The organism is uncultured Shewanella sp. (genome assembly GCF_947501225.1).
Taxonomy (GTDB): Bacteria; Pseudomonadota; Gammaproteobacteria; order Enterobacterales; family Shewanellaceae; genus Shewanella.
This window is the reverse complement of sequence record NZ_CANMUW010000023.1, coordinates 38,850-60,655: the sequence shown is the minus strand read 5'-3', so window position 1 is coordinate 60,655 and position 21,806 is coordinate 38,850. Positions and strand designations below refer to the sequence as shown.

Annotated in this window: 16 protein-coding genes; 8 read left to right on the top strand and 8 right to left on the bottom strand. The window is 48.4% G+C overall.

The window, feature by feature from the left end; translation table 11 throughout:
* From Q1B47_RS20520 to hemC, 6 genes are all read right to left on the bottom strand, one after another.
* Positions 1-2,768 (bottom strand): retention module-containing protein (locus tag Q1B47_RS20520; protein ID WP_299798195.1); only part of this gene is annotated, 2,768 nt, incomplete at its 3' end.
* Between the two features lie 418 nt (positions 2,769-3,186).
* A complete protein-coding gene (locus Q1B47_RS20515) occupies positions 3,187-7,944 on the bottom strand; it encodes a retention module-containing protein (protein WP_299798192.1) in 4,758 nt (1,585 codons plus the stop codon).
* 281 nt (positions 7,945-8,225) lie between these two features.
* The gene (locus Q1B47_RS20510; protein WP_299798190.1) at positions 8,226-9,395 is read right to left on the bottom strand and encodes a heme biosynthesis HemY N-terminal domain-containing protein; all 1,170 of its coding nucleotides are present in this window, start codon (positions 9,393-9,395) and stop codon (positions 8,226-8,228) included.
* On the bottom strand, positions 9,392-10,543 hold the full coding sequence (locus Q1B47_RS20505; RefSeq protein WP_299798187.1) for a uroporphyrinogen-III C-methyltransferase: 1,152 nt from the start codon (positions 10,541-10,543) through the stop codon (positions 9,392-9,394). The genes Q1B47_RS20510 and Q1B47_RS20505 overlap by 4 nt, the downstream gene beginning before the upstream one ends.
* A gap of 222 nt (positions 10,544-10,765) precedes the next feature.
* The gene (locus Q1B47_RS20500) at positions 10,766-11,500 is read right to left on the bottom strand and encodes a uroporphyrinogen-III synthase (protein ID WP_299798184.1); all 735 of its coding nucleotides are present in this window, start codon (positions 11,498-11,500) and stop codon (positions 10,766-10,768) included.
* A gap of 9 nt (positions 11,501-11,509) precedes the next feature.
* Positions 11,510-12,439: a hydroxymethylbilane synthase gene (gene hemC, locus Q1B47_RS20495; protein ID WP_299798181.1), complete on the bottom strand. Its 930-nt coding sequence runs from the start codon at positions 12,437-12,439 to the stop codon at positions 11,510-11,512.
* Between the two features lie 203 nt (positions 12,440-12,642).
* Between hemC and Q1B47_RS20490 the strand changes: the two genes are divergently transcribed.
* Positions 12,643-15,063 (top strand): class I adenylate cyclase, encoded by a 2,421-nt coding sequence (locus Q1B47_RS20490; protein ID WP_299798201.1) that lies wholly within the window; start codon positions 12,643-12,645, stop codon positions 15,061-15,063.
* Between the two features lie 67 nt (positions 15,064-15,130).
* Here Q1B47_RS20490 and cyaY read toward each other — a convergent pair whose 3' ends face one another.
* Complete coding sequence (cyaY, locus tag Q1B47_RS20485) at positions 15,131-15,460, bottom strand: iron donor protein CyaY (RefSeq protein WP_299798178.1); 330 nt, start codon at positions 15,458-15,460, stop codon at positions 15,131-15,133.
* 231 nt (positions 15,461-15,691) lie between these two features.
* Here cyaY and Q1B47_RS22015 point away from each other — a divergent pair, with 231 nt between their 5' ends.
* From Q1B47_RS22015 to Q1B47_RS20455, 7 genes are all read left to right on the top strand, one after another.
* Positions 15,692-15,847, top strand: coding sequence for a lipoprotein (locus Q1B47_RS22015; RefSeq protein WP_366873966.1), 156 nt, complete (start codon positions 15,692-15,694; stop codon positions 15,845-15,847).
* 4 nt (positions 15,848-15,851) lie between these two features.
* Positions 15,852-17,096: a diaminopimelate decarboxylase gene (gene lysA / locus Q1B47_RS20480; RefSeq protein ID WP_299798175.1), complete on the top strand. Its 1,245-nt coding sequence runs from the start codon at positions 15,852-15,854 to the stop codon at positions 17,094-17,096.
* Between the two features lie 63 nt (positions 17,097-17,159).
* Complete coding sequence (gene dapF, locus Q1B47_RS20475) at positions 17,160-18,002, top strand: diaminopimelate epimerase (RefSeq protein ID WP_299798172.1); 843 nt, start codon at positions 17,160-17,162, stop codon at positions 18,000-18,002.
* Positions 17,999-18,637: a DUF484 family protein gene (locus Q1B47_RS20470; RefSeq protein ID WP_299798169.1), complete on the top strand. Its 639-nt coding sequence runs from the start codon at positions 17,999-18,001 to the stop codon at positions 18,635-18,637. The genes dapF and Q1B47_RS20470 overlap by 4 nt, the downstream gene beginning before the upstream one ends.
* 84 nt (positions 18,638-18,721) lie before the next feature.
* A complete protein-coding gene (xerC, locus tag Q1B47_RS20465) occupies positions 18,722-19,636 on the top strand; it encodes a tyrosine recombinase XerC (RefSeq protein ID WP_299798166.1) in 915 nt (304 codons plus the stop codon).
* Positions 19,636-20,358, top strand: a complete 723-nt coding sequence (locus Q1B47_RS20460; protein WP_299798163.1) for an HAD-IA family hydrolase — start codon at positions 19,636-19,638, stop codon at positions 20,356-20,358. The genes xerC and Q1B47_RS20460 overlap by 1 nt, the downstream gene beginning before the upstream one ends.
* 92 nt (positions 20,359-20,450) lie before the next feature.
* Positions 20,451-21,029 carry a HupE/UreJ family protein gene (locus Q1B47_RS20455; RefSeq protein WP_299798160.1) on the top strand — a complete coding sequence of 193 codons (579 nt, stop codon included), beginning with the start codon at positions 20,451-20,453 and terminating at the stop codon, positions 21,027-21,029.
* A 66-nt stretch (positions 21,030-21,095) separates the two neighbouring features.
* Here Q1B47_RS20455 and ric read toward each other — a convergent pair whose 3' ends face one another.
* Positions 21,096-21,806, bottom strand: a complete 711-nt coding sequence (gene ric / locus Q1B47_RS20450; protein WP_299798157.1) for an iron-sulfur cluster repair di-iron protein — start codon at positions 21,804-21,806, stop codon at positions 21,096-21,098.

Here is a 21,806-nt window from a genome sequence, read left to right as displayed (position 1 = left end):
CTCAGTACGCCATTAATTGCAGCCACGGTTAAGGTGGCATCTTCATCGACCTCACCAAAGTCGGGTGTTAGTTCAGGCGCATCATTGATCCCATTGATAGTAATGGTGACGGTTTCTGTATCACTTGCTCCATCGTTGTCGGTTACAGTGACATTAAAGCTCATGGTGATGGTTTCGCCAGCATCAAGGAATTGAACATCTGAGTTTGAAGCATTGTAATCCCAGCTGTTAGTGTCGGCACTGAACCCCGTTATCAACGCTGATTCTTGTGCTGGAGTGAGTATGCCTCCACTCCAATTGATATCACTGTTATAACTGAAGCTAATGCTATGCGTATTGCTAATGTCAACGTCTGAAAAACTAAGGAATCCACTATCAGTTAAGGTTGGATTGCTGTCGTCTTCGGTTACGCTACCTGAGCTATCGACAGTTAGGATTGGGGAGTCATTGCTTCCTATGACAGTGATTGTGACAATTTGAGTGTCGGTACTACCAAACTCATCTGTGACTGTAACATTAAACAGATCTTGTGCAGACTCCCCTTCGGCTAACCCATCCGCCAGATCATTGTTTAAGTTGTAGATCCAAGTTCCGCTATCCGGGTCAATGCTGAAATTACCTAGATTTCCAACACCATTGGCGATGCTCCAGGTTAGTATTGCACCATTGTCGACATCATCGGCGGCAAGTGTTCCACTAACTGACGGGGTTCCTGAAAATGGGGTGCCGTTGTCAAAATTTCCCGCCTCAACGACTGTTCCTGTGTCTTCGCCATCAATGCCGTCATCAGTTGTGATTACTGGCGCATCATTGGTTCCATTGATAGTAATGGTAACGGTTTCAGTATCACTTGCACCGTCGTTGTCAGTTACCGTGACATCAAAACTCATGGTGATGGTTTCGCCTGCACCAAGGAATTGTACTTCTGAGTTTAAAGCGCTGTAATCCCAGTTGTTAGTGTCAGCATTGAATCCGGTTGTCAATGCTGACTCTTGCGCTGGTGTGAGTGTGCCTCCACTCCAATTGATATCACTGTTATAACTGAAGCTAATGCTATGCGTATTGCTAATATCAACGTCGGAAAAACTTAGGGTTCCGTTATCCGTTAAGGTTGGATTGCTGTCATCTTCGGTTATGCTACCAGAACTATCAACAGTTAGGATTGGGGAGTCATTGGTTCCCAGTACCGTGATGATGACAACTTGAGTATCAGTGCTACCAAATTCATCTGTGACTGTAACATTAAATAGCTCTTGTGCAGATTCTCCCTCGGCTAGCCCATCAGCCAGATCATTGTTTAATGTGTAGAACCAGGTTCCGCTATCAGGGTCAATGCTGAAGCTTCCTAGGTTACCAACACCATCGGCTATGCTCCAGGTCAGTATGGCACCATTGTCTATATCATTGGCGGCAAGTGTTCCGCTAACAGATGGGGTACCAATAAATGGAGTGCCATCATCAAGATTACCGGCCTCAACGACTGTACCTGAATCTTCGCCATCGATGCCGTTATCAGTGATGATAACTGGTGCGTCGTTGGTGCCGGTTATGGTGACTGTGAGTGTTACCGGCACGCTGTCACCATCACTGTCGGTGAGTTGGTAGGTAAAGCTATCTGTAACCTGCTCCCCCTGAGCGAGAGATTGAACCGCATCGAGCTGGGTCGATAACAGGTAGCTATAGCTACCGTCTGTAGATATCTGCAGTGCACCGAAGCTACCGTCTATGCTCGTAGCTTGAGCGACGGCCAGACTGGTTCCGTCGGCGTTGGTGATGAGTGAAACGGTCGAGGAGTCGGCACCTTGAGTGTCGTTATCTATGACACTGCCGGAAACAGAAACGTCATCTTCACCTATGTTACCCGAGTCATCCAGGCCACTGGGGGCATCATCGAGCAGGTTGGCGGTAATGGTTGAGGTGGTGTTATTACCCAGAATATCGGTTAGTGAGACGGCAAAGCTATCGATTTGAGGTTCGGCAGCACTATGGTCGACTGCCGAGTTCAGGGTGTAGCTATAACTCAGTATGCCGGTAGCTGCATCGAATCCGGTGATATTAAGTGTTCCGCTTGCGGATGTTATTGCTATCGGGCCCGCAAATACCCCACCGGTAAACACGGCAACCCCATTGATCAGCACCTGGGATATGCCGTTTGGTGCGGCGAGTGTGATCGTATCTGCTTGTGATAAAGCACTTGCTAATGGCGCTGAGCCTTGGGGGAGGTTTGTTTCTGAAACGGTGATGGAGCTGGATGTTAACGTGGGGAGAATATTTTCTTCGGGGATGATAGGTTCTTCATCGGCCGGGGCTGCAGTCAGGTCAAACCCGCTGGTATCATGTCCGCTGCCTGCGATCGTTTCATCTGCTGTTCTGTCTAAGGTGACGAAGTCTGTGCCTTCATTACCACCGCCTCCGGCTGCTGTGCCGGCTGCTGTCTCAGGCAGTCCTGCCGTTGGGTCTTCACCGGCTAAGATTTGAGCCTGCAAGGCCGCGATCTCCGCATCGGTAGACACGGGCGCCGTAGCTAATCCCTCCTCTTGGGACGTTGGAAGGGCCGGATCGTCCGGCGAGATCGTTGTTTCATCGACGACCGTTCCATCGGCCATCTCCAGAATAAATTGTGCGCTTGGCGAGAAGATTAACTGCTCACCGTTTTTAATAAGATCACCTATGGTCACATCTCTCACATTCCCCTGTTCATCTTTGGCTTTTAATTGACCAACCAGGTTAGTGACAACGGCATCTTGTTTAGCTACTGAAACACCCATAACTACATCCCTGAGCAAGCTCATCTATAACAGACATTGAAGGATTGAAGGTTCAGGAAATTAATACTTTTCTCCCTGACTACTTAAAGTCTGATCCAGTTTCACTGTGTGTCAAACTTGGGCAACCGGCGGGGGAATCTACCGATGGAGTAAGGTTTTGGCTTCAGTTGATGATTAGTCAGGAGTATTCAGGTGGTTAAGTGAGAATAATGTTGATTTAGATTGAGCCATAATAAGAAAACTGCCATATAGGTAGTTTTCTTATTATAAATGGATATAGATGTAGACTGACTAAAACAGCTTTTTGACGGCTTCTTTTACAGTCGGACTGATATAACGAAGCCACTATATATCGTGGCTTCGTAACCCTGGTGCGGCCAGATTGTGTAAAGGCGGCCAAATTGCTTAGTGTAGCCGATTATGGTACATCAATAATCAGCGCATCGTCATCGAGCAGCCCGTTGATGATATCCGTCGGGCTTGGACCATAGATAGCCGATAGGTCGACTCCATCCAGCAGGATAGTTAGCGTATCTCCTCCAGCTGATGATGTTCCATTTGTATCGAGGACTATCTCTGTGCTGCCGCCTACAAAGTTAAATGAGAGGAAGTCTTCCAGAGCGCCAGGTGCTTCATTGACCAAGACATCGGATAGGTTGAGCACATCATAGACGGGGTTAAAGTTATAGATGGTATCTACACTCTCGTCGGCAGAGCCCACTTCCCAGATGATGGCATCACGGTCTGTATCTATACCCGCGTCAATGGTGTCAGAGCCCTCACTGCCGATTAGAATATCTGCCCCTGCACCGCCGGATATAGTGTCATCTCCGGTGCCGCCGATGATGTAGTCACTTTCGATGCCACCTAACAGGTCGTCATCGGCATCGGTTCCGGCCAATACGTTTATATCATCATTACCTGTATCCGGCTCTACCACTACGGTGAAGCCGGCAGGCTCTCCGATGCTATCGCCATCGGCATCGGTTGCCGTGTAGGTGAAATCAAGATCCAGTGGATTTTCCGTAACGCTGGCTACCGTTGAGGTTGATAGGGTAATTTGGAAGTCATCTCCGCTGACATACTCGATTTCGATAGATGCGATATTTGAGTAGAAGTTGTCATCTGTGAACTTAGCTTCTATTTCGTATGTTCCATCAAGAACGACATCAGTGAACTCTTTCGTTTCTCCATTCATGTAGGTGACGGTATAGTTAAATGTACTATTACCGTCCCGGGTTGCATTGACTCCGGTTCCGAGGACTATTTGGGCACCTAAGGTGCCAAAATCACCGTAATGGAATACAATTTTTTCCCCTGTATCAATTGAGGGAGTTGAACCAACACCTATACCATGTTCATTGGAATTAAGACTATCGGAGCTGGTAATTGTAGCGATCTCATTAACGACTTGGCCATCATGAGAGTAGATTTTTCCATCGCTATCGACGTAATAGGTCTCATTGAATCCAGCGGGTGCATCATTGACTTCAAATGTAACATCGGTTTTTAGCTGGATCTCTTCCAGTAAAACTAGTTTGTAGTCATATTGACCGTTGCCGTCGGGTACCGCAGTTAAGGTAAATATGGTGGTGCCGTCAAGCGGTGACGATGCAACTAACGTATTCCCGTCCATGTCATAGGACAGATGTGAGCCGTTATATAGGAGGTTATCCTTGACCTCGGAAGTTACGTCGAATATCACGTTGCCAAAGTCATCGGCACCGGGGGCAAATAGATCTCCTGTGATATATTGACCGATACTATTGACTATTGATGGCTCTGCTTGTGGATCTAGCTTATCGACAGGCGAGTCATCTTCGATATTAACTGTGAGAGTGGTGTCGGCGCTGCCTCCGTTTAGATCGTCAACCGTTACGGCAAAGGCTAAAGGCAATACATCTTCGATATTGCTATCGGGATCATGATTTACCGGTGCGAACAGGGTGACGGTATAATTGGCTGTGAAGTCTGGAGCCGTGCCATTGACTGCGTCAAATACAACTGTCATGACAGTCATCGAGCCCGCGCTGCCCGTAAGGGTATTGCCACTCCAGTTCCAGTTGATCAGGGTATCTCCGGAGTAGTATTGACCAATATTGGTGTCATCGATAGAGATAGCAAAGTTGCTGCTGTCGACATCAGTGAAACTGAGTGTGCCGACAAAGGATACTTCATTTGTAGTATCGTCAGGCTCACCATCGGTATCCTTGAGTCCATAGAGTAAACCCTCTTCTGATACTGCAGCTAGATCTATGCTGATAATCTCTGGCCCATCGTTGACCGGGGTGACGGTGATGTTAACCGTTGCAGGAGAGGGATCTGGAAGGCCGTCATCATCAACTGCATGGTAGGTAAAGCTGGTTTCACCGTTCCAATTGTCATTCGGTTCAAAGGTGAGATCACCTGCATTAGCAACGAGTATTGTAGCTCCAATGAGGACAGGCACACCATTGAGCATGAGTGTACCGTTGCTGGGCAAGGTATCAATGATAAAGCTCACGACAGTACCATCGATGTCACTGCCGCTTAAGGCTGGAATGTCGATGGCAGTATCTTCATTGCCAGAGGCGTTGAGGTTATCGGTCTCAGGTGCATCATTGACATTACTAATATTAAGGGAAACAGTAGCTGTGTCTGTTCCTCCCAATCCATCGTTAATTGTGTAGGTAAAACTGGTTGGCTCGGGCTCTTCACCATTGTGATTATAGGTGAAGCTACCGTTCTGGTTGATGGTTAAGGTGCCATCGCCGATTGGAATAATTGCTGTACCGCCAATGAAGGTAACGGCAACACCGTTAATGTGGGTTATGCTCAGGGCGCCGCCATCTATGTCATTGTCGATACCGGAGCCGGTATTATCGGTGATGATGTTTCCGCTTGTTGAGCCACCTTCGTTGAGGTTGTAGCTGTTGTTAAATGCATTGGGGGCATCGTTAACAGGCTCAACCACTATGGTCAAGGTCGCTGTCGCACCGGTATTAGTGGTGTAGGTGATGACAGGAACATTGCCGTTCCAGTTAGCGTCAGGTGTGAACACGTAGCTACCGTCACCGTTAAGCAGTAAGGTACCATTTTCTAGATCTACACTGGTTCCGGCGCTATAACTATTCCCCTCGACGCTGAAGCTGCTGACTGTAAGCAGATCGTCCTCATCGCTGTCATTATCCAGCACGTTACCGATAGCGACACTATCTTCATCTATGGTGTTACTGTCGTTAGCTATGATTGTTGCTTCATCGCTGCCGGTAATATTGATAGTGACGGTTTGGGTATCGATGGCGCCAAATTCATCGGTAACAGTGACTAAAAAGCTCTCCTGTACCACTTCGCCCTCGGCCAGGCTCTCTGCAGCCTGGTTATCTAAGGTGTAGGTCCACTCTCCGGTGACCGGATCTATGCTGAAGCTGCCATAGGTGGAGTCGGCATCGCCGCTCCAGGAGAGGACTGCACCGGTATCGACATCACTGGCGGTGAGTGTACCGGTGGCGACTTGCGTATCGGGCTCCAAGACTACACCTTCGGCGGGCTGTTCGTTGACGCTACCGGTGGCATCGGCGGCCGTCGAGGTGATTATTGGGCTGTCATTGGTGCCGTTGATGGTGATGGTCACCAACTGAGTTGCACTTGCACCAAATTCATCGGTCACGGTAACCAGGAACTCCTCCTGAGTTACGCTATTTTCGGCAAAGCTATCGGCAAGCTGATTGTCCAGTGTATATGACCACTGACCGGTTACGGCGTCGATAACGAAGTTGCCGAAGGTGCCGGTTGCGCTGCCGCTCCAGCTCAGCACCGCACCGTTATCGATATCGGTGGCGGTGAGAGTGCCCGTTGTCTGTGGTATGCCGGGTACCAGGGTACCGTCATCCTCATTGCCCGATTCGATGACAGTGCCTTGATCCGCTCCATCTCCAATCTCTGTGGTGATAACCGGTGCGTCGTTGGTTCCGGTTATGGTGACGGTAAGTGTTACAGGCACGCTATCACCATCACTGTCGGTGAGTTGGTAGGTAAAGCTATCAGTAACCTGCTCCCCCTGAGCGAGAGACTGAACCGCATCGAGCTGGGTCGATAACAGGTAGCTATAGCTACCGTCGGCAGATATCTGCAGTGCACCGAAGCTACCGTCTATGATCGTAGCCTGAGCGACGGCCAGACTGGTTCCGTCGGCGTTAGTGATTTGTGAAACAGTAGAGGAGTCGGCACCTTGAGTGTCGTTATCTATGACACTGCCGGAAACAGAAACGTCATCTTCACCTATGTTACCCGAGTCATCCAGGCCACTGGGGGCATCATCGAGCAGGTTGGCGGTAATGGTTGAGGTGGTGTTGTTACCCAGAATATCGGTTAGAGACACGGCAAAGGTATCTAATATAGGCTCTGCAGCACTATGGTCGACCGCTGAGTTCAGGGTGTAGCTATAACTCAGTATGCCGGTAGCTGCATCGAATCCGGTGATATTAAGTGTTCCGCTTGCGGATGTGATTGTTGTCGGACCCGCAAATACCCCACCGCTAAACACCGCAACGCCATTAATCAGCACTTGGGATATGCCGTTTGGTGCGGCGAGTGTGATCGCACCTATTTGTGATAGTGCATCGTCTGATGGCGCTGAACCCTGAGGGAGATTAACTTCTGAAACTGTGATTGAGCCGGAAGTTAATGTGGGGAGAATATTCTCCTCTGCAATGATTGGCTCTTCACTGATGGTGTCGGCAGTCGGGTCAAATCCACTGGTATCATATCCGCTGCCTGCGATCGTTTCATCAGCTGTTCTGTCTAAGGTGACGAAGTCTGTGCCTTCATTACCACCGGCTCCGGCCGCGGTGCCGGCCGCGGTCTCAGGCAGTCCGGCTGTTGGGTCTTCACCGGCTAAGATTTGAGCCTGCAAGGCCGCGATCTCCGCATCGGTAGATACGGGGGCTGTTGCGATTCCCTCTTCTGGAGTTGGGGATAGGGGAGGCTCTTCCGATATGATACTCTTTTCATCAATGACCGTTCCATCGGCCATCTCCAGAATAAATTGTGCGCTTGGTGAAAAGATTAACTGTTCACCGTTCTTGATAAGATCGCCTATCGACACATCTCTGATATTTCCCTGTTCATCCTTGGCTTTTAATTGACCAACCAGGTTAGTGACAACGGCATCTTGTTTAGCTATTGAAACACCCATAATTACATCCCTGAGCAAGCTCATCTATAACTGACATTGAAGGTTTGAAGGTTTAGGAAATAACATACTTTCCCCTGACTACTTCAAGTCTGATCCAGTTTTTATATGTGTCAAACTATGGTGAATTGGGATAAATTTAATGGTGGAGAAAATTAAAGGAGAAAAGAGAGTAATAGCCGCTTCTATTCAATGGGTTAACTAAGAGTAGATTCGGTAAATCTCGAGCCATAATAAGAAAACTACCATATAGGTAGTTTTCTTATTATAAATGGATATAAATGTTAGCTAAACAAAGCAGCATTTCTGTAACTGGTAACGGCTTTATTGACTTCACCAAGGTGCTCCTGTGACTCAGCCAGAGCCAGCCAGCACTCTTTTCCGGGTTGAAGGTTGCAGACTTTTTGCCAGTAGGTACTTGCGTGTCGATACTCTTTGTTTTGCTGATGTAGCTTAGCTAGAAGTCTCTGGAAATTAACTTCTTCTGCATATTTTTTCTCGAGTGAAAAGATGACCTTTCTCTCCTCAACATCGGCAGGTGAAATGATCTCGCCCAGAGCGTATAACAACTCGGCAGAGATGGAGTGCTTTAACTGCTTCATCAGTATTTTCAACGCCTCAGGTTTACGTTGATAGAGGTTGAGTCCTATGCAGTAGATGGCCAGGTAGCGCACCTCTTTTCTCTCTCCTCGACTGAGCCAATGCCAGGCCTTCTCCAGCTCCTGCTCACTGCTTTTTTGAGCACTGGCGAGCAGAGCGGTATTAGTTGAAATGGTAAGCTCATTTAGCTCTTCATCTGAGATCAGGTTTCGCTTCTTGATGATAGGGAGCAGAAGCTTCAGAGCGTGCCAGTCAGATTGCGCCTGGTATAATTCCAGAGCCAGCCTGAGTACCGGGAGCTTGCTCTTACTCGTCGGAGACAGTTTATCCAGCTCTTGTCTGGCTCTGTCCAGTTCACCTTGCTGAAGCAGATAACGCGTACGTGTGGTAGCCACAGCCTTAGTGGCCAATTTTTCATTTTCAGCTTGAAGCAGGTACTCATCTCTGGATTGGGTCTTGTTTTGATGTTGCGCAGCTCTGGCTGCGGCTAACAGGTTCAGAGCCGGGATCTCTCCTTTTTCTGCGCCCTTGGCCATCGCTTTCTCGGCGGTTGGCCAGTCCTCCTCTGCCAGGGCCAGTGCTCCCATAAGGGTGTGCTTTCTAGCCGCTTTTTTACGCCACTTCTCGGGTAGCAAACGACTGCTGAAGAGCAGGTTGAGCATGAATACGATAACCCACTCGACTAATTGTAATAAGCTGTAAAAGACAATCAGTGAGAGGATCGCAAATACCAGGCTGGTTTCTACTTCATAGTCACCAATAGCCAGATAGAGGTAACCATTGCTGCCTGACAGGAAGGGGCTGATACATAGGCCCGCTAAAATTATCGCGAGGTAAACAAGAACCCGGGTCATAGGGAAGGCTCCTCATTTACCATTACGTTGCCATGGAGCACCAGCTGTTGTAGTAATGCTGTCGATTTGAAATGGTTTATGCTGGCGGTTTGTATCTCAAGAGTACTCAAGGCATCCAATGTGGCTAAGGTCTCCTCTGTTCGGGGACTGTTGAGATCGAAATATTGATATATCCACTTCCTGGCCAGTGTCAGTGACTGTCTGTAGTTGACCTGATCTTTTCGATAGAGGGCGAGTTGCGACTGAAGCAGTTTATTTCTGATATTTTCCACCAGATACCATTGCTGATCGGGTTTCAGCAGTGGAGCGCTGTCGGTGGTTCTCTTGCGTACGACGACAAAATCGTCCATTAAGGCCTGCCAGGATTTTGCTAAGTTGCTGCGCCAATCATCGAGAGACTCGCTCATCTCAGGGCTCTCTATGCGTTTAGCTGCATTAGCCACATCGGCTCTGTTTAACGGCAGTTGATGTAGGTTCTCGATAATACTGTCGAGTGATAACACAGTGCCTGCAATATCGGTACTCTTGATTGCCGAAACCGAAGCGATATCTTGAGCCAACGCCTTTCTCAGCGGTGTCAGAGAGGGGTCTTTCATCGACTCGATTCTATCATCGGCGGATTTCAGAAGGCTTGCTGCCGTGCTTGGGTCTTTTTCGAGCCAAAGTTTACTTCCGGCCATTCTGACTAAGTATTTGGCCTCTTCTGCCATCCAGTGGTTAGGATTGCGCTGGGCGAGTTTTGCTACGCGCTCATTCAGCTGAGTCTGACTGTCGGTCAAGCCCTTCATGTCTCGGGTGATGCTGCCGGAAAACTCTTGTTGCTCTCTTTGCAGTGACGATATCTGGCGTGCAGGCTCACTCAGTGCCTGTTTCAGCTCAGTGGCTAATGCCTGAGACTTTTGCTGTTGCAGTACTAACTCCTGATAAAGATAGTAACCGCCACCCAAGGCGCCAAAAGCCACAACCAGTATAAAAAACAGGTTGAAGATAAACCCGGGAGAAACACTGTTTTTTTCAGTTTCAGGCTGGATATTAGCAGACTCTTCCTGAGGTTCGCTGACTGCTTGAGTCGTGTCATGAGTATCCGTTTCAGAGCTTACCTCAGTTTTCGGTTCTATAACGTTCTCATCTAACTTTTTATTGTCCATTAAACAGTCCTTGAAGGCGATACAGCTACAATGATGACGATTATATACCCAAACCTCCTCAAGATGCAGGATTCAGCATGTCGGGAAGTGATAGCGTTCAAGGCATGAAATAGTAGGACTAGTTATTCTAATTCGATATTTCATAACGCTGAAAAATGTTGCTTCTCGCCTTGCCCTTCTGGCGCTCTGAAACGAGCATCTTGGGGGAACCTGGGTATAAGACTAGACAGTTAACTTTAAGGCTGACAGTACAGCCTTACAGTTCGCAGCTTTAGCGTTAGTTACGTGTAGCAATCCGCTGGCTAAAGCTTGATCCTCAACTCGAGAGCTGGGAACTATAATATGACATGCACGCAGCCAAGCAAATAGCTCTTTTGGTACAAGTTTGATTAGATTATGAAGTATTTCGCCACTGGTGACGACAATTGTGTCAATCTCAGCCTTCTGCCACTCATGTAGGGTGCTGTCTATATCTAACTTTGGACAACCTCTTTGGTAGGCTTCCCAATAGTTAACGACAGCGCCTCTGTCGCTGAGTGCTTCTGCCAGCGCCTCTCTTCCTCCCACGCCTCGCACGATCACAATTTTTTTATCAGAAATATTATGAAGCGGCTTTAGTGTGAGGAGACCTTCGGTCTGTTGACACTCCTGTGGAGCTTTTAATGAATTGATCCCAAGGGCGAGAAGGGCTTGATAGGTTGCTTCACCGACGGCGTAAAATTGTGCCGATTGAGGAAACTTATTATTTAATGCTTCAGAGGCGAACTTTACCGCATTAGTACTGATAAAAATAACAATATCAGCATGAGAAAACTGTTCAATAGATGATTGGTGCTGCTCAATATCGGTTGCCTGTACATTAAGCAGTGGCGTGACAAGATGAGAGACCCCTCTTTCATTCAGGGCCTCTATCATCGACTGATTACGCCCTTGTGGGCGTGTCAGTAGTACCTTCATCTTAATGGTCTATTTGATATAGACGGCATCGAGAATGGCTTTAGCGCCTTTGCTGAGTAGCTCTTCGGCCAGTGCAACACCGATCGCTTGTGCATCTGTCTTAGGGCCTACTTTTGTTGCTTCGATAACATGGCTGCCATCAGGGTTACCGACTAGTCCGCGTAGCGTTAATGTATCACCCTCGATCTCTGCGTAGGCTCCGATAGGAACCTGACATCCGCCTTCAAGGTGAGTATTCATGGCACGTTCGGCAATAACACGGTGACGTGTTTCAGCGTGCTCAAGCGGAGCAAGTAGAGCCTTCACTCTTTCATCATTGGTACGACACTCGATGCCGACCGCACCCTGACCGTTGGCCGGTAGCGACTCTTCGGCAGAGATAAAGCTGGTAATGCGCTCCTCGAGCTTCAGGCGCTTAAGGCCGGCAGCCGCAAGAATGATTGCGTCGTAGTTACCCGCATCCAGTTTTCCTAATCGTGTTCCGACGTTACCGCGCAGATCTCTGATCTCAAGGTCAGGACGAGAGGCCCTGATCTGACACTGTCGTCTCAGACTGGATGTACCAACGACGGCACCGTGAGGTAGCTCACTGATATCTTTGTAGTTATTAGATACGAAAGCATCGCGCGGATCTTCACGCTCACAAATAACTTCTAAACCTAAACCTTCAGGGAAATCGACCGGAACATCTTTCATCGAATGCACTGCAATATCGGCTCTGTCTTCAAGCATCGCCACTTCCAGCTCTTTAACAAATAATCCTTTGCCGCCCACTTTTGCCAGTGGTGTGTCAAGGATGATGTCGCCTTTTGTACTCATAGGTAGGAGTTCTACCGTCAAATCTTCATGGAATTTTTCCAGTTCAGCTTTAACAAATTCTGCTTGCCAAAGTGCAAGTGGGCTTTTACGTGTTGCAATTCGAATGACGTTTTGAGACATGCTCGATTTTCCATCAGAGGCCTTAGTTGCAGTAATGCTAACATTGCTCTGGAACAGATGTAATATGAGGCTGTTGATTCTTTGAAGTTCACCCATAAATTTCGCGTTGAAAAATGTGATATCGATCTCATTTATTCCCAAAGTGAGATAAAGCTGCTAGCATAAATATCAACTCTCTATTTCGTTCTGGAATAAATCATTTGATCAATGAGCAGAGTCAATTTATCGAAACCGCTGAGCGATTAAATCGGATCAGGCTGGCTCGTGCGCTCGCGATACTATCCCCGCTAAAGAGAGATCTATTAAGACTTATTCCTCTTCTATTTCATTATCATAGGGCTGGCTACCCAGGCTATAACGGTTCGATGACACCTTCCGGAGTCTTCAAATATCAACCTTGTGATAGTGAGCTGGCCGCTTGCGACACCCTGGGTTTAGTTAAGCCTGCACAGCACAAAGTGAGGCAGCCTGCCATCGAGGGAGTCTACAGTATGGGGAGTATGGCCAGCTTCGGTCAGAATCCTAAGAGTGACATCGATGTATGGGTGGTTCATGACCGTTTGCTGACTCAAGAGGAGTGCCGATTATTAGAGGAGAAATCTTCGCTCTTAACTGCCTGGTTTGCCCGGTATGGATTGGAAGTTAATATCTATCTGGTCCACCCGGAGCAGTTCTCAAAGGCCCCGAAATCTGATGGCGGGTCATTGCGTCCGATAGGCCATGAGCACAGCGGCAGCGCTCAACATTGGCTCCTGTTGGAGGAGTTTTATCGCAGCCAGATCTGTTTAGCGGGTAAAACCGTGGCCTGGTGGCCAAATGCCCATACTACCGATGAGTTACTATATTTAGGCGACGTTAGCCAGATCCCGGCTAGTGAGTACTTCGGCGCCTCTCTATGGCAGCTCTATAAAGGCTTAGATAAACCCCATAAGGCTCTGTTGAAGGTACTACTGCTTGAGGCCTACGCGACAGAATATCCAGACACCTTACTGGTCAGTGAAAAGGTATGGCAGCGAACTTTGGATGGCGATTTCTCTGCCGCGAACGATGCCTATTATCTCCTCTACGAATCGATAGAGGCGCACCTTGAAAGGCAGCAGGATCCCGGGCGACTGGAGATCGTACGGCGATGTTTCTATCTGAAATGTGGCATTCGCTTGAGTGAATTTGAGCAGGCTAAGGATTGGCGATATCACAAGCTGAGAAGCATGGTCGATAGCTGGAACTGGTCTGAAAGCCTCATAGATACATTGGATCACTGTGAAGATTGGCATTGTGGACAACTACAGTGGTTCAATGAACAGCTTAATGAGCTCATGTTAGGCAGCTACCAGACTCTGATACAATTTGCCTCAGCCAATAAGCTCAGCGGAAACCTGAGGCTGTCTGAGTTGGGGTTATTGACTCGCAAACTGCATACCTATTTCAGCGCCGACTCACAGCAGATCATCAGCCTGAACCGGCTATGGAGTGAGTCGATAGCCGAGCCGGATCTGACCGTCATCTATAGCCATAACGAACAGCTGTATTGTCTGTATCGCTGTCCTCCCCATTCGCGAAACTTTATCGGTCAGCGAGCGGTTTATCGCTCAAGAAGTAAGGCTAAGTTACTCGCCTGGGCTACATTGAACGGTGTATCGAGCCAGGTGACAAGCTGGTATGAGTTCACAAAGGGAAGCGGAAAGTCGGAATACCTGACGATGGCGGCCAGACGGTTGCTCTCATTCTTCGAGTTCGAAGAGAGGCGGGTATCTAAGATGGATTTGTGTCAGCCATGGCGTTATAAAAAGTTGATACTGTTGCTCAACTTTAATAGCGACCCGACGGTTCAGTGGCAGGGGCAGGAGATTATGGTCGATTATATGAATGCCAATATCTTCTCATTGGGCCGACGTCAGCAAAATATGGTCGCATCGATCGATATCATCAGCCTCAATTCATGGGGAGAGTGGCACTGTCACCATTATGAGGGGGAGCAGGGGATATTAAATGCGTTGTCTTTCATCATACCGGGTATAAGGCAGGCTGAGGAAGAGGTCGCTATAGAGGTGATCAGTTGTTCGGCCAAGCTGAAGTCTCAGTTTGAGCGTACGGTGAATAGCTTAGTACACAGGGCGGTCCGTTTAAGCTTACAGGTATCCAGCTCTTCGACGCTGGTTTACCCGCTAAAGGTCGGCAAGGTTCAGTATGGGATCTTTTTTAACAGCAAGGGGATGGTTTTTCAGGATCTGAAAGATGCCAAGGCTTTCTATCAGCAGCTAACTATGAAGAAGGTGATTGAGCTGCCGAGGCCGGATCTCGGTAATGAGCCGTTTACCAAGGTACCCGATGTTATACAGGACTTTGCCGCCCATGGTGCGATTCAATACTTTCTTCGTCAAAGTGAACATGGCTTAGATGTGTTTGTACTCAATGAGAAAAATGAGCTGAACCATTATGTTCAACAAGATGTAAAAGTAGATGAGCTTGTGAGCCAGGTGAGCCATCACCATGCCTTCGAGGAGCCGGATACCTCTAAACAGCGCTTCAATCTGCCGCAGTTTTTCAGGTTGATTCGGATCGATGGACGATTAAGGGCGATCCCCTTCGGTGTCTCTGTAGATGAGGCCGAGATGGATTTCTAGTAGAAATGGAACGCTAAAAGAGGCTCGATATTCACTCACCTCTTTTAATCAAAAATCTAAAAATCTCTTACAGCGAGAGCTGTATATCACCTTGGCGCTTAATCGAATCGATAACGAAAGGCATAAACTCACCACCATTTCTTTCGTCGATCCATTGACCTTCTACGAATGAGAAGTGGTATCCACCAAACTTGGTCGCCACCCAGATCTGATGTAAAGGTTCCTGCTTATTGATCACGATTTTTGAAGTATCCGGAAACTCCAGCTGCAGCACATTTCCCGAGGCATCGATGTCTATATCTGCATCCTGCTCATCGATGGCTTGTTCGATGGCGGTATCTATGGCTTGAAACATCTCATCAGCGAGTTGATGAAATTCAGAGTCTGTCATGGCCATGGGGCTTAATCCTTGGTTATGGTTTAGTTTTTCATATTGATAGTATCAATCACAACCCATCACTCCAATCAAATTTTGCAAAAGCCGATATCTGAACTGTGATTTCAGCTGAAAACATGGGAATCGCATCTATTAGTCCGATATATGCTTGACGTGGAAACGCTAACTCTGCAACATCACTAAAGGTTTAAAAATTACCCCTGTACCGATTTAAACAACCTGGATAGATAGATGTTGAGAAAAATGAGAGTGTGTTCACTGATATTGCTTGGTAGCCTTTTTGTCGTTGCGTGCGGCCAAAAAGGCCCACTATATAAATCGCCGGATAAACAAGATAATCAGGAACAGAAGCAGGAACAGCCGAAAAAAGAAAGCAATAAGGAATAGACTCTTGGATCATTTTCTCTATAAAAATAATGAACTACAGGCTGAAGATTGCCAGGTTGCCGAGCTGGCTCAGACCTATGGCACCCCCCTGTACATATATTCCCGGGCGACATTAGAGCGGCATTGGCATGCTTTTGACCGTGCGGTCGCTAATCATCCGCATCTTATCTGTTATGCGGTGAAAGCTAACTCTAATCTGGCGGTTCTCAATGTGCTCGCTCGGCTTGGCAGTGGTTTCGATATTGTTTCCGGTGGTGAACTTGCCCGGGTGATCGAGGCGGGTGGATCGCCCGATAAGGTTGTATTTTCCGGTGTGGGTAAGACAGTGGATGAGATGGAGCAGGCATTAAACTTAGGGATCCACTGCTTTAATGTCGAATCTGCAGCTGAACTCGAACAGCTTAATCGTGTCGCAATGCGGCTGGGGAAGGTGGCGCCGGTATCTTTAAGGGTCAATCCTGATGTCGATGCGGGAACTCACCCCTATATCTCTACCGGTCTAAAAGAGAACAAGTTTGGCATAGCTATGGATGAAGCCGAGTCTATCTTCGTTCGGGCTAACGGTCTGCCAGGCTTAGAGGTCAAAGGGGTGGATTGTCATATTGGTTCACAGCTGACTGAGATACAGCCGTTTCTCGACGCCATGGACCGTATGCTGGCCCTCATTGATCGCTTGGGCGATAAAGGTATTGAGATTGAGCACTTCGATGTGGGGGGCGGCTTAGGGGTGACCTATGATGATGAGACGCCACCTGAGCCGGATGTCTATGCCGCAGCGCTGCTCGAACGACTGGGCGGCAGGGATCTTAAACTTATTTTTGAGCCGGGTCGTGCGATAGCGGCCAATGCCGGAATTTTTGTCACTCAGGTGCTCTATCTTAAGGGTAACAGTGATAAGCACTTTGCTTTGGTCGATGGGGCGATGAACGATCTTATCCGTCCGTCGTTATATAGCGCCTGGCAAAATATTATTCCTGTGAAGCCCCGTGAAGGGGAAACCCGCAACTATGATATCGTGGGACCGGTATGCGAAACGGGCGATTTCTTAGGTAAGGAGAGAGAGTTGAATATCGATGCCGGCGACTACCTGGCGGTTCGTTCATCGGGGGCGTATGGTTTCACTATGTCATCAAATTATAATACCCGTCCAAGAGCCGCGGAAGTGATGGTCGATGGTAGCAAGGCACATCTGATACGTGAGCGAGAAAAATTGCCTCAGCTATGGCAAGGTGAGCAATTACTGCCGTAAACTGTCTATATATTATTGTTCAGCTTTTAGCTGTAGCACACAGATTTTTAAAGGATATCTATCTTGATCCATTTTACTAAGATGCACGGCTTAGGTAATGACTTCATGGTGGTCGATGGAGTTACACAGAACGTGTTCTTTTCACCCGAACAGATCAAGCGTCTTGCCAATCGAAATTTTGGTATCGGTTTCGATCAGTTGCTACTGGTAGAGCCTCCTTATGATCCGGATCTGGATTTTCACTACCGCATATTTAATGCCGATGGCGGTGAGGTCGAGCAATGTGGCAATGGCGCCCGTTGCTTTGCTCGTTTTGTTCGCAACAAGGGGTTGACGAATAAGCAGAAGATCAGGGTCAGCACCTCAAATGGCAAGATAACCCTGCGGTTGGAGCGAGATGGTAATGTGACTGTGAATATGGGGATCCCGGTACTCGATCCCGGAAAGATTCCATTCACGGCCAAGAAGGTTGAGAAAACATACCTGCTTCAGGTCAATCCTCCTGAGTCGAATATGCAGACCTTTCTGTGTGGCGTCGTTTCCATGGGCAATCCTCACTGTGTCCTGGATGTCGAAGATATCCAGACTGCAGACGTTGAAGGTGTTGGTGCCCTGCTTACCCGTCATGAGCGTTTTCCTAAGGGGGTGAATGTCGGTTTTATGCAGGTCATTAACCCCGGCCATATTAAGTTAAGAGTATATGAACGGGGGACTGCCGAGACTCTGGCTTGCGGAACCGGTGCCTGCGCCGCGGTTGTCGTTGGGCAGCTCCAGGGGAAGTTAGATAATCGAGTGCGTGTCGATCTTCCGGGGGGAACCCTGACGATTAACTGGGAGGGGGAGGGAAAACCTTTGTGGATGACCGGGCCCGCCGAACATGTATATGATGGACAGATACAGCAATGAGTGAAGCATCCGAAGTGAAAAATGAAGCCCCGTTTGATGAGATACTGATACGTGAATATCTGTTAGATAATCCTGATTTTTTTAGCCGGTATCCAGAGCTGTTACTGGCTATGCGCATTCCCCACGGTGAGCGTGGCGCCGTCTCTCTGGTGGAGCGTAAACAGGAGATGTTGAGAAGTCGGGTGCAGCAGCTTGAGGAGGAGATCACCTCCTTGATGGGGATGGCATCGCGTAATGAAGCTATCTATATGTTCAATACGGCGCTGTCACTGAAACTGCTGCAATGTGAAGATCTGGGTGAGTTGAGGCAGACGCTGTCCGAAGGGTTAAAAACTCAATTTAATTTCAGTCACGTCAGGCTGATTACTGTCCATGATCTGGATAGTGAGCTGTCGCGGATCTGGAGTAAACGCTTGAAGCAGGGCTATTATTTTGGACGCTTAACCATCGAAGAGTCTAAGCGTCTGTTCGGCTGTGATGTCGGATCTGTGGCCCTGTCCAGACTATCCGACCAGTGTGGTCAGGTCATTTTTGCTATCGCCAGCCAGGATGCGATGCATTTTCATCCTGAGATGGATAATCTGCTGCTGGATCAGCTTAAGCAGTTGCTGGATCATCTGCTGCCAAAATTGTAGAGGCGATCCGTTTTGCCCGGACGTGGCCGGCATGTCAGCTAAGAGAGAGTGTTTATTTCAAGCTCAAAAGATAAACAGGCGCTAATGAACGTTGAATGGTTTCAAAAATTTGAAAGTTATCTCAGTGCCGAACGCCGGCTATCAAAGTATACAGTTCGAAATTATCTGTACGAGTTGCAGCGGGTCAGCAAGCGGCTTGAGAAAACCAGCTCCTGGCTTGAGGTAACCCGGGAGCAGCTTCAGGGGGCTCTGAGCCAAATTCACAGGCAAGGGCTAAGCCCCCGCTCCATGTCGTTGACACTGTCTGCAGTCAAACAGTTTTGTGACTTTCTGCTTAGAGAGGGGGCAATTCAGGCTAATCCGGCTTTGACTCTGAGTGCGCCAAAACAAAATAAACCCCTGCCTAAAAATATGGATCTCGATTCTGTCACTCATCTTTTGGAGATTGATGGTGATGACCCATTGAGCTTGCGTGATAAGGCGATCATGGAGCTATTCTATTCATCAGGTTTGCGTCTGGCGGAACTTGCCGCCCTGAATGTGGGAGATATCGACTTCTCTGAGAGGCAGGTGAAGGTGATGGGAAAGGGGGGCAGGGAGAGAATCGTTCCTGTCGGTAATTTCGCGATACATGCCATCGAGTGTTGGCTGACATGCAGAAAAGGGATCGCCGCCTGTGAAGATAATGCCCTGTTTGTTACCAGTAAGGGGAGGCGGTTGGCACACCGGAGTATTCAGGCCAGGCTCGCTAAGTGGGGACAGGAGCAAGCTCTGAATATGCGTGTACACCCCCATAAGCTCAGACACTCCTTTGCCACACATATGCTAGAGTCCAGTGCAGATCTAAGGGCTGTTCAGGAGTTACTTGGCCACGCCAATTTATCAACGACGCAGATATACACCAGCCTGGATTTCCAACACTTGGCGAAAGTGTATGACGGAGCACACCCCAGGGCCAGAACCAAGGCAAAACCGACAGTGAAAACAGGAAAAGAGTAATGGCGCAAAGCTATATACGCACACGGGATTTTCAAGTAATAAGCTTCGATCTCGATGACACCTTGTATGATAACCGGCCAGTTCTTAAGCGAGCAGAAGCTTCGTTAATCGCATTTCTTGCTCAGGAATACGCCGAGACCCGCCGATGGCAGAGAGCCGACTGGATAGTGCTGAAAGCCGCTTTGCTGAATAAATATCCTGAACTGATTCACGATACTACGGCCGCAAGATTCGTGATGCTGGAGCAGGGCCTGCTTAGCTTAGGTTATTCGAGAGCGGATGCCGAAACCGGCGCAAAGCGGGGAGTCGAGCATTTTCTGAAAGATAGATCTGACTTTACCGTTTCAACATCGATTATCACTATGCTCGAGGAGTTGGGGAGAAGCTATCCCTTGATTGGCTTGACCAATGGAAATGTCGATGCCGATAAGATAGGTCTGGGATCTCTGTTTCAGTTTGTACTCCATCCCGGTGACGGGACAAGAAAGAAACCTTATCCGGATATGTTTTATAGCGCGTGTCGCAGGTTGGATATCGCTCACCAGGCGCTACTTCATGTGGGAGACAGTTACCTTAACGATGTTCAGGGGGCCAGAATGGCCGGTTGTCAGTCCATATGGCTAAATCCTGCATTTGACCGTGCGTCGGTCGACAAAGGCTGTGGAATGTTACCCCATTTGGAGATAGAGGATATATCTGAACTGGCTGTACTGCTTTCCTAAGTTTTCAATCGCTTGATATGTATCAATAGATGCCCGAGGGATGAGGTGTATCTTGCCTGTTACTTTGGGTAATCAAGGATAGGATTGTTGTCATGTTGCGTTTAGCTGCTTTAATGTTTTTCCTCCTCTTTTCATCACTGCCGGCTCAGGCTCATGAGTTGGGGTCATCCGGTGGTTTTATAACGGGTTTCAATCATCCCGTGTTGGGGTTCGATCATCTGTTAGCTATGTTGTGTGTGGGGGTATTAAGTACACAGCTCGGTGGTCGCGCTATCTGGAGCGTACCCGGGGTATTCGTCATGTTTATGCTTCTGGGAGGGATTCTTGGGTTATTCTCGGTTCCGCTTCCCTTCGTGGAGATGGGAATTGCCTTATCTGTCCTGCTGTTGGGAGTCGCGTTAGCAATCGATAAGCGTCTTCCTCAGTTGCTGATAATGGCATTTGTTGGCGTGTTTGCCATATTTCATGGTCACGCTCACGGTGTCGAGATGCCGCAACTGGCAAACCCGGTACTCTATGCTCTGGGCTTTATCTGCGGCACTGCGACCATACACCTTGTCGGGGTGGTGCTGGGCATGGGGATGCAGCATGTGGGTAAGCAGTATAACCTGATGCGGATGTCCGGTGGCGTCATTGCGCTAATCGGTGGCTATCTGCTGATCGGGAGTTAGTTCAGGACTGAGTGTGAAAAGGGCCGGCATTTGCCGGCCTTTTTGTACTCGGTTGGCTACGACTATTCAGAGGGCCAATGCCTTAGGGAACAGGATGTTATTTTCGAGGTGAATGTGCTGCATCAAGTCGGCCTCGAACTCGGCCAGCGTAGCGTAACAGACCCGCCAGGTGGTGCAGGCATGCTCCGGTGGCTGGAAGTGATTGGTTATTTCATGAAGCTTTTGGAGTATATGGCCCGCGTCGTCATGTTCGTGTTGCATCGCGTTGATAGGGTTGCCGATATGGCCGAAACAGCCCTCTACGGTTTCACCGGCAGCCATAGCACGGATGGCCGGAAACAGAATTCGCTCCTCCTTCATCAGGTGAGGGGTCAGGTCGTCGACTAAGGCGCGCACCCAACCTGCAAAAGGTTTAATTTCTGCGTGGCGTTCACCGTGAGCCCTTACCATCTTCTGGCTATACTCCATCAACAGCGGCGCCTTCTCTCTCACATAGGCATGATGATTTGCTTCGATATAGTCGATGAGTTCACCGAGGGCTAACTGATTCAGTGCATCATCCTTCTGGCCTTCGGAGTTAATTTTACTCAGTGCCGCTTCTACTTCGGCTAACGGGATACCGGCCTTGTCACTGGCTGCGGTGAGTGTTCGTCCCCCGCCACAGCAAAAATCGATACCAAATTGACTAAATACATGGGCATAGCGAAAATCATCGGCTACAAGCTGACCGACATGCTGTTCAGATAGGGAGATCTCAGTTTGGTCTGTAACACTCAT

Excerpts from the sequence above, each read along its gene's own strand:
- Q1B47_RS20515 (WP_299798192.1), bottom strand. The coding sequence starts at position 7,944 with ATGGGTGTTTCAATAGCTAAACAAGATGCCGTTGTCACTAACCTGGTT.
- Q1B47_RS20510 (WP_299798190.1), bottom strand. The coding sequence starts at position 9,395 with ATGACCCGGGTTCTTGTTTACCTCGCGATAATTTTAGCGGGCCTATGT.
- Q1B47_RS20505 (WP_299798187.1), bottom strand. The coding sequence starts at position 10,543 with ATGGACAATAAAAAGTTAGATGAGAACGTTATAGAACCGAAAACTGAG.
- Q1B47_RS20500 (WP_299798184.1), bottom strand. The coding sequence starts at position 11,500 with ATGAAGGTACTACTGACACGCCCACAAGGGCGTAATCAGTCGATGATA.
- hemC (WP_299798181.1), bottom strand. The coding sequence starts at position 12,439 with ATGTCTCAAAACGTCATTCGAATTGCAACACGTAAAAGCCCACTTGCA.
- cyaY (WP_299798178.1), bottom strand. The coding sequence starts at position 15,460 with ATGGCCATGACAGACTCTGAATTTCATCAACTCGCTGATGAGATGTTT.
- Q1B47_RS22015 (WP_366873966.1), top strand. The coding sequence starts at position 15,692 with ATGTTGAGAAAAATGAGAGTGTGTTCACTGATATTGCTTGGTAGCCTT.
- Q1B47_RS20470 (WP_299798169.1), top strand. The coding sequence starts at position 17,999 with ATGAGTGAAGCATCCGAAGTGAAAAATGAAGCCCCGTTTGATGAGATA.
- xerC (WP_299798166.1), top strand. The coding sequence starts at position 18,722 with ATGAACGTTGAATGGTTTCAAAAATTTGAAAGTTATCTCAGTGCCGAA.
- Q1B47_RS20460 (WP_299798163.1), top strand. The coding sequence starts at position 19,636 with ATGGCGCAAAGCTATATACGCACACGGGATTTTCAAGTAATAAGCTTC.
- Q1B47_RS20455 (WP_299798160.1), top strand. The coding sequence starts at position 20,451 with ATGTTGCGTTTAGCTGCTTTAATGTTTTTCCTCCTCTTTTCATCACTG.
- ric (WP_299798157.1), bottom strand. The coding sequence starts at position 21,806 with ATGAGTGTTACAGACCAAACTGAGATCTCCCTATCTGAACAGCATGTC.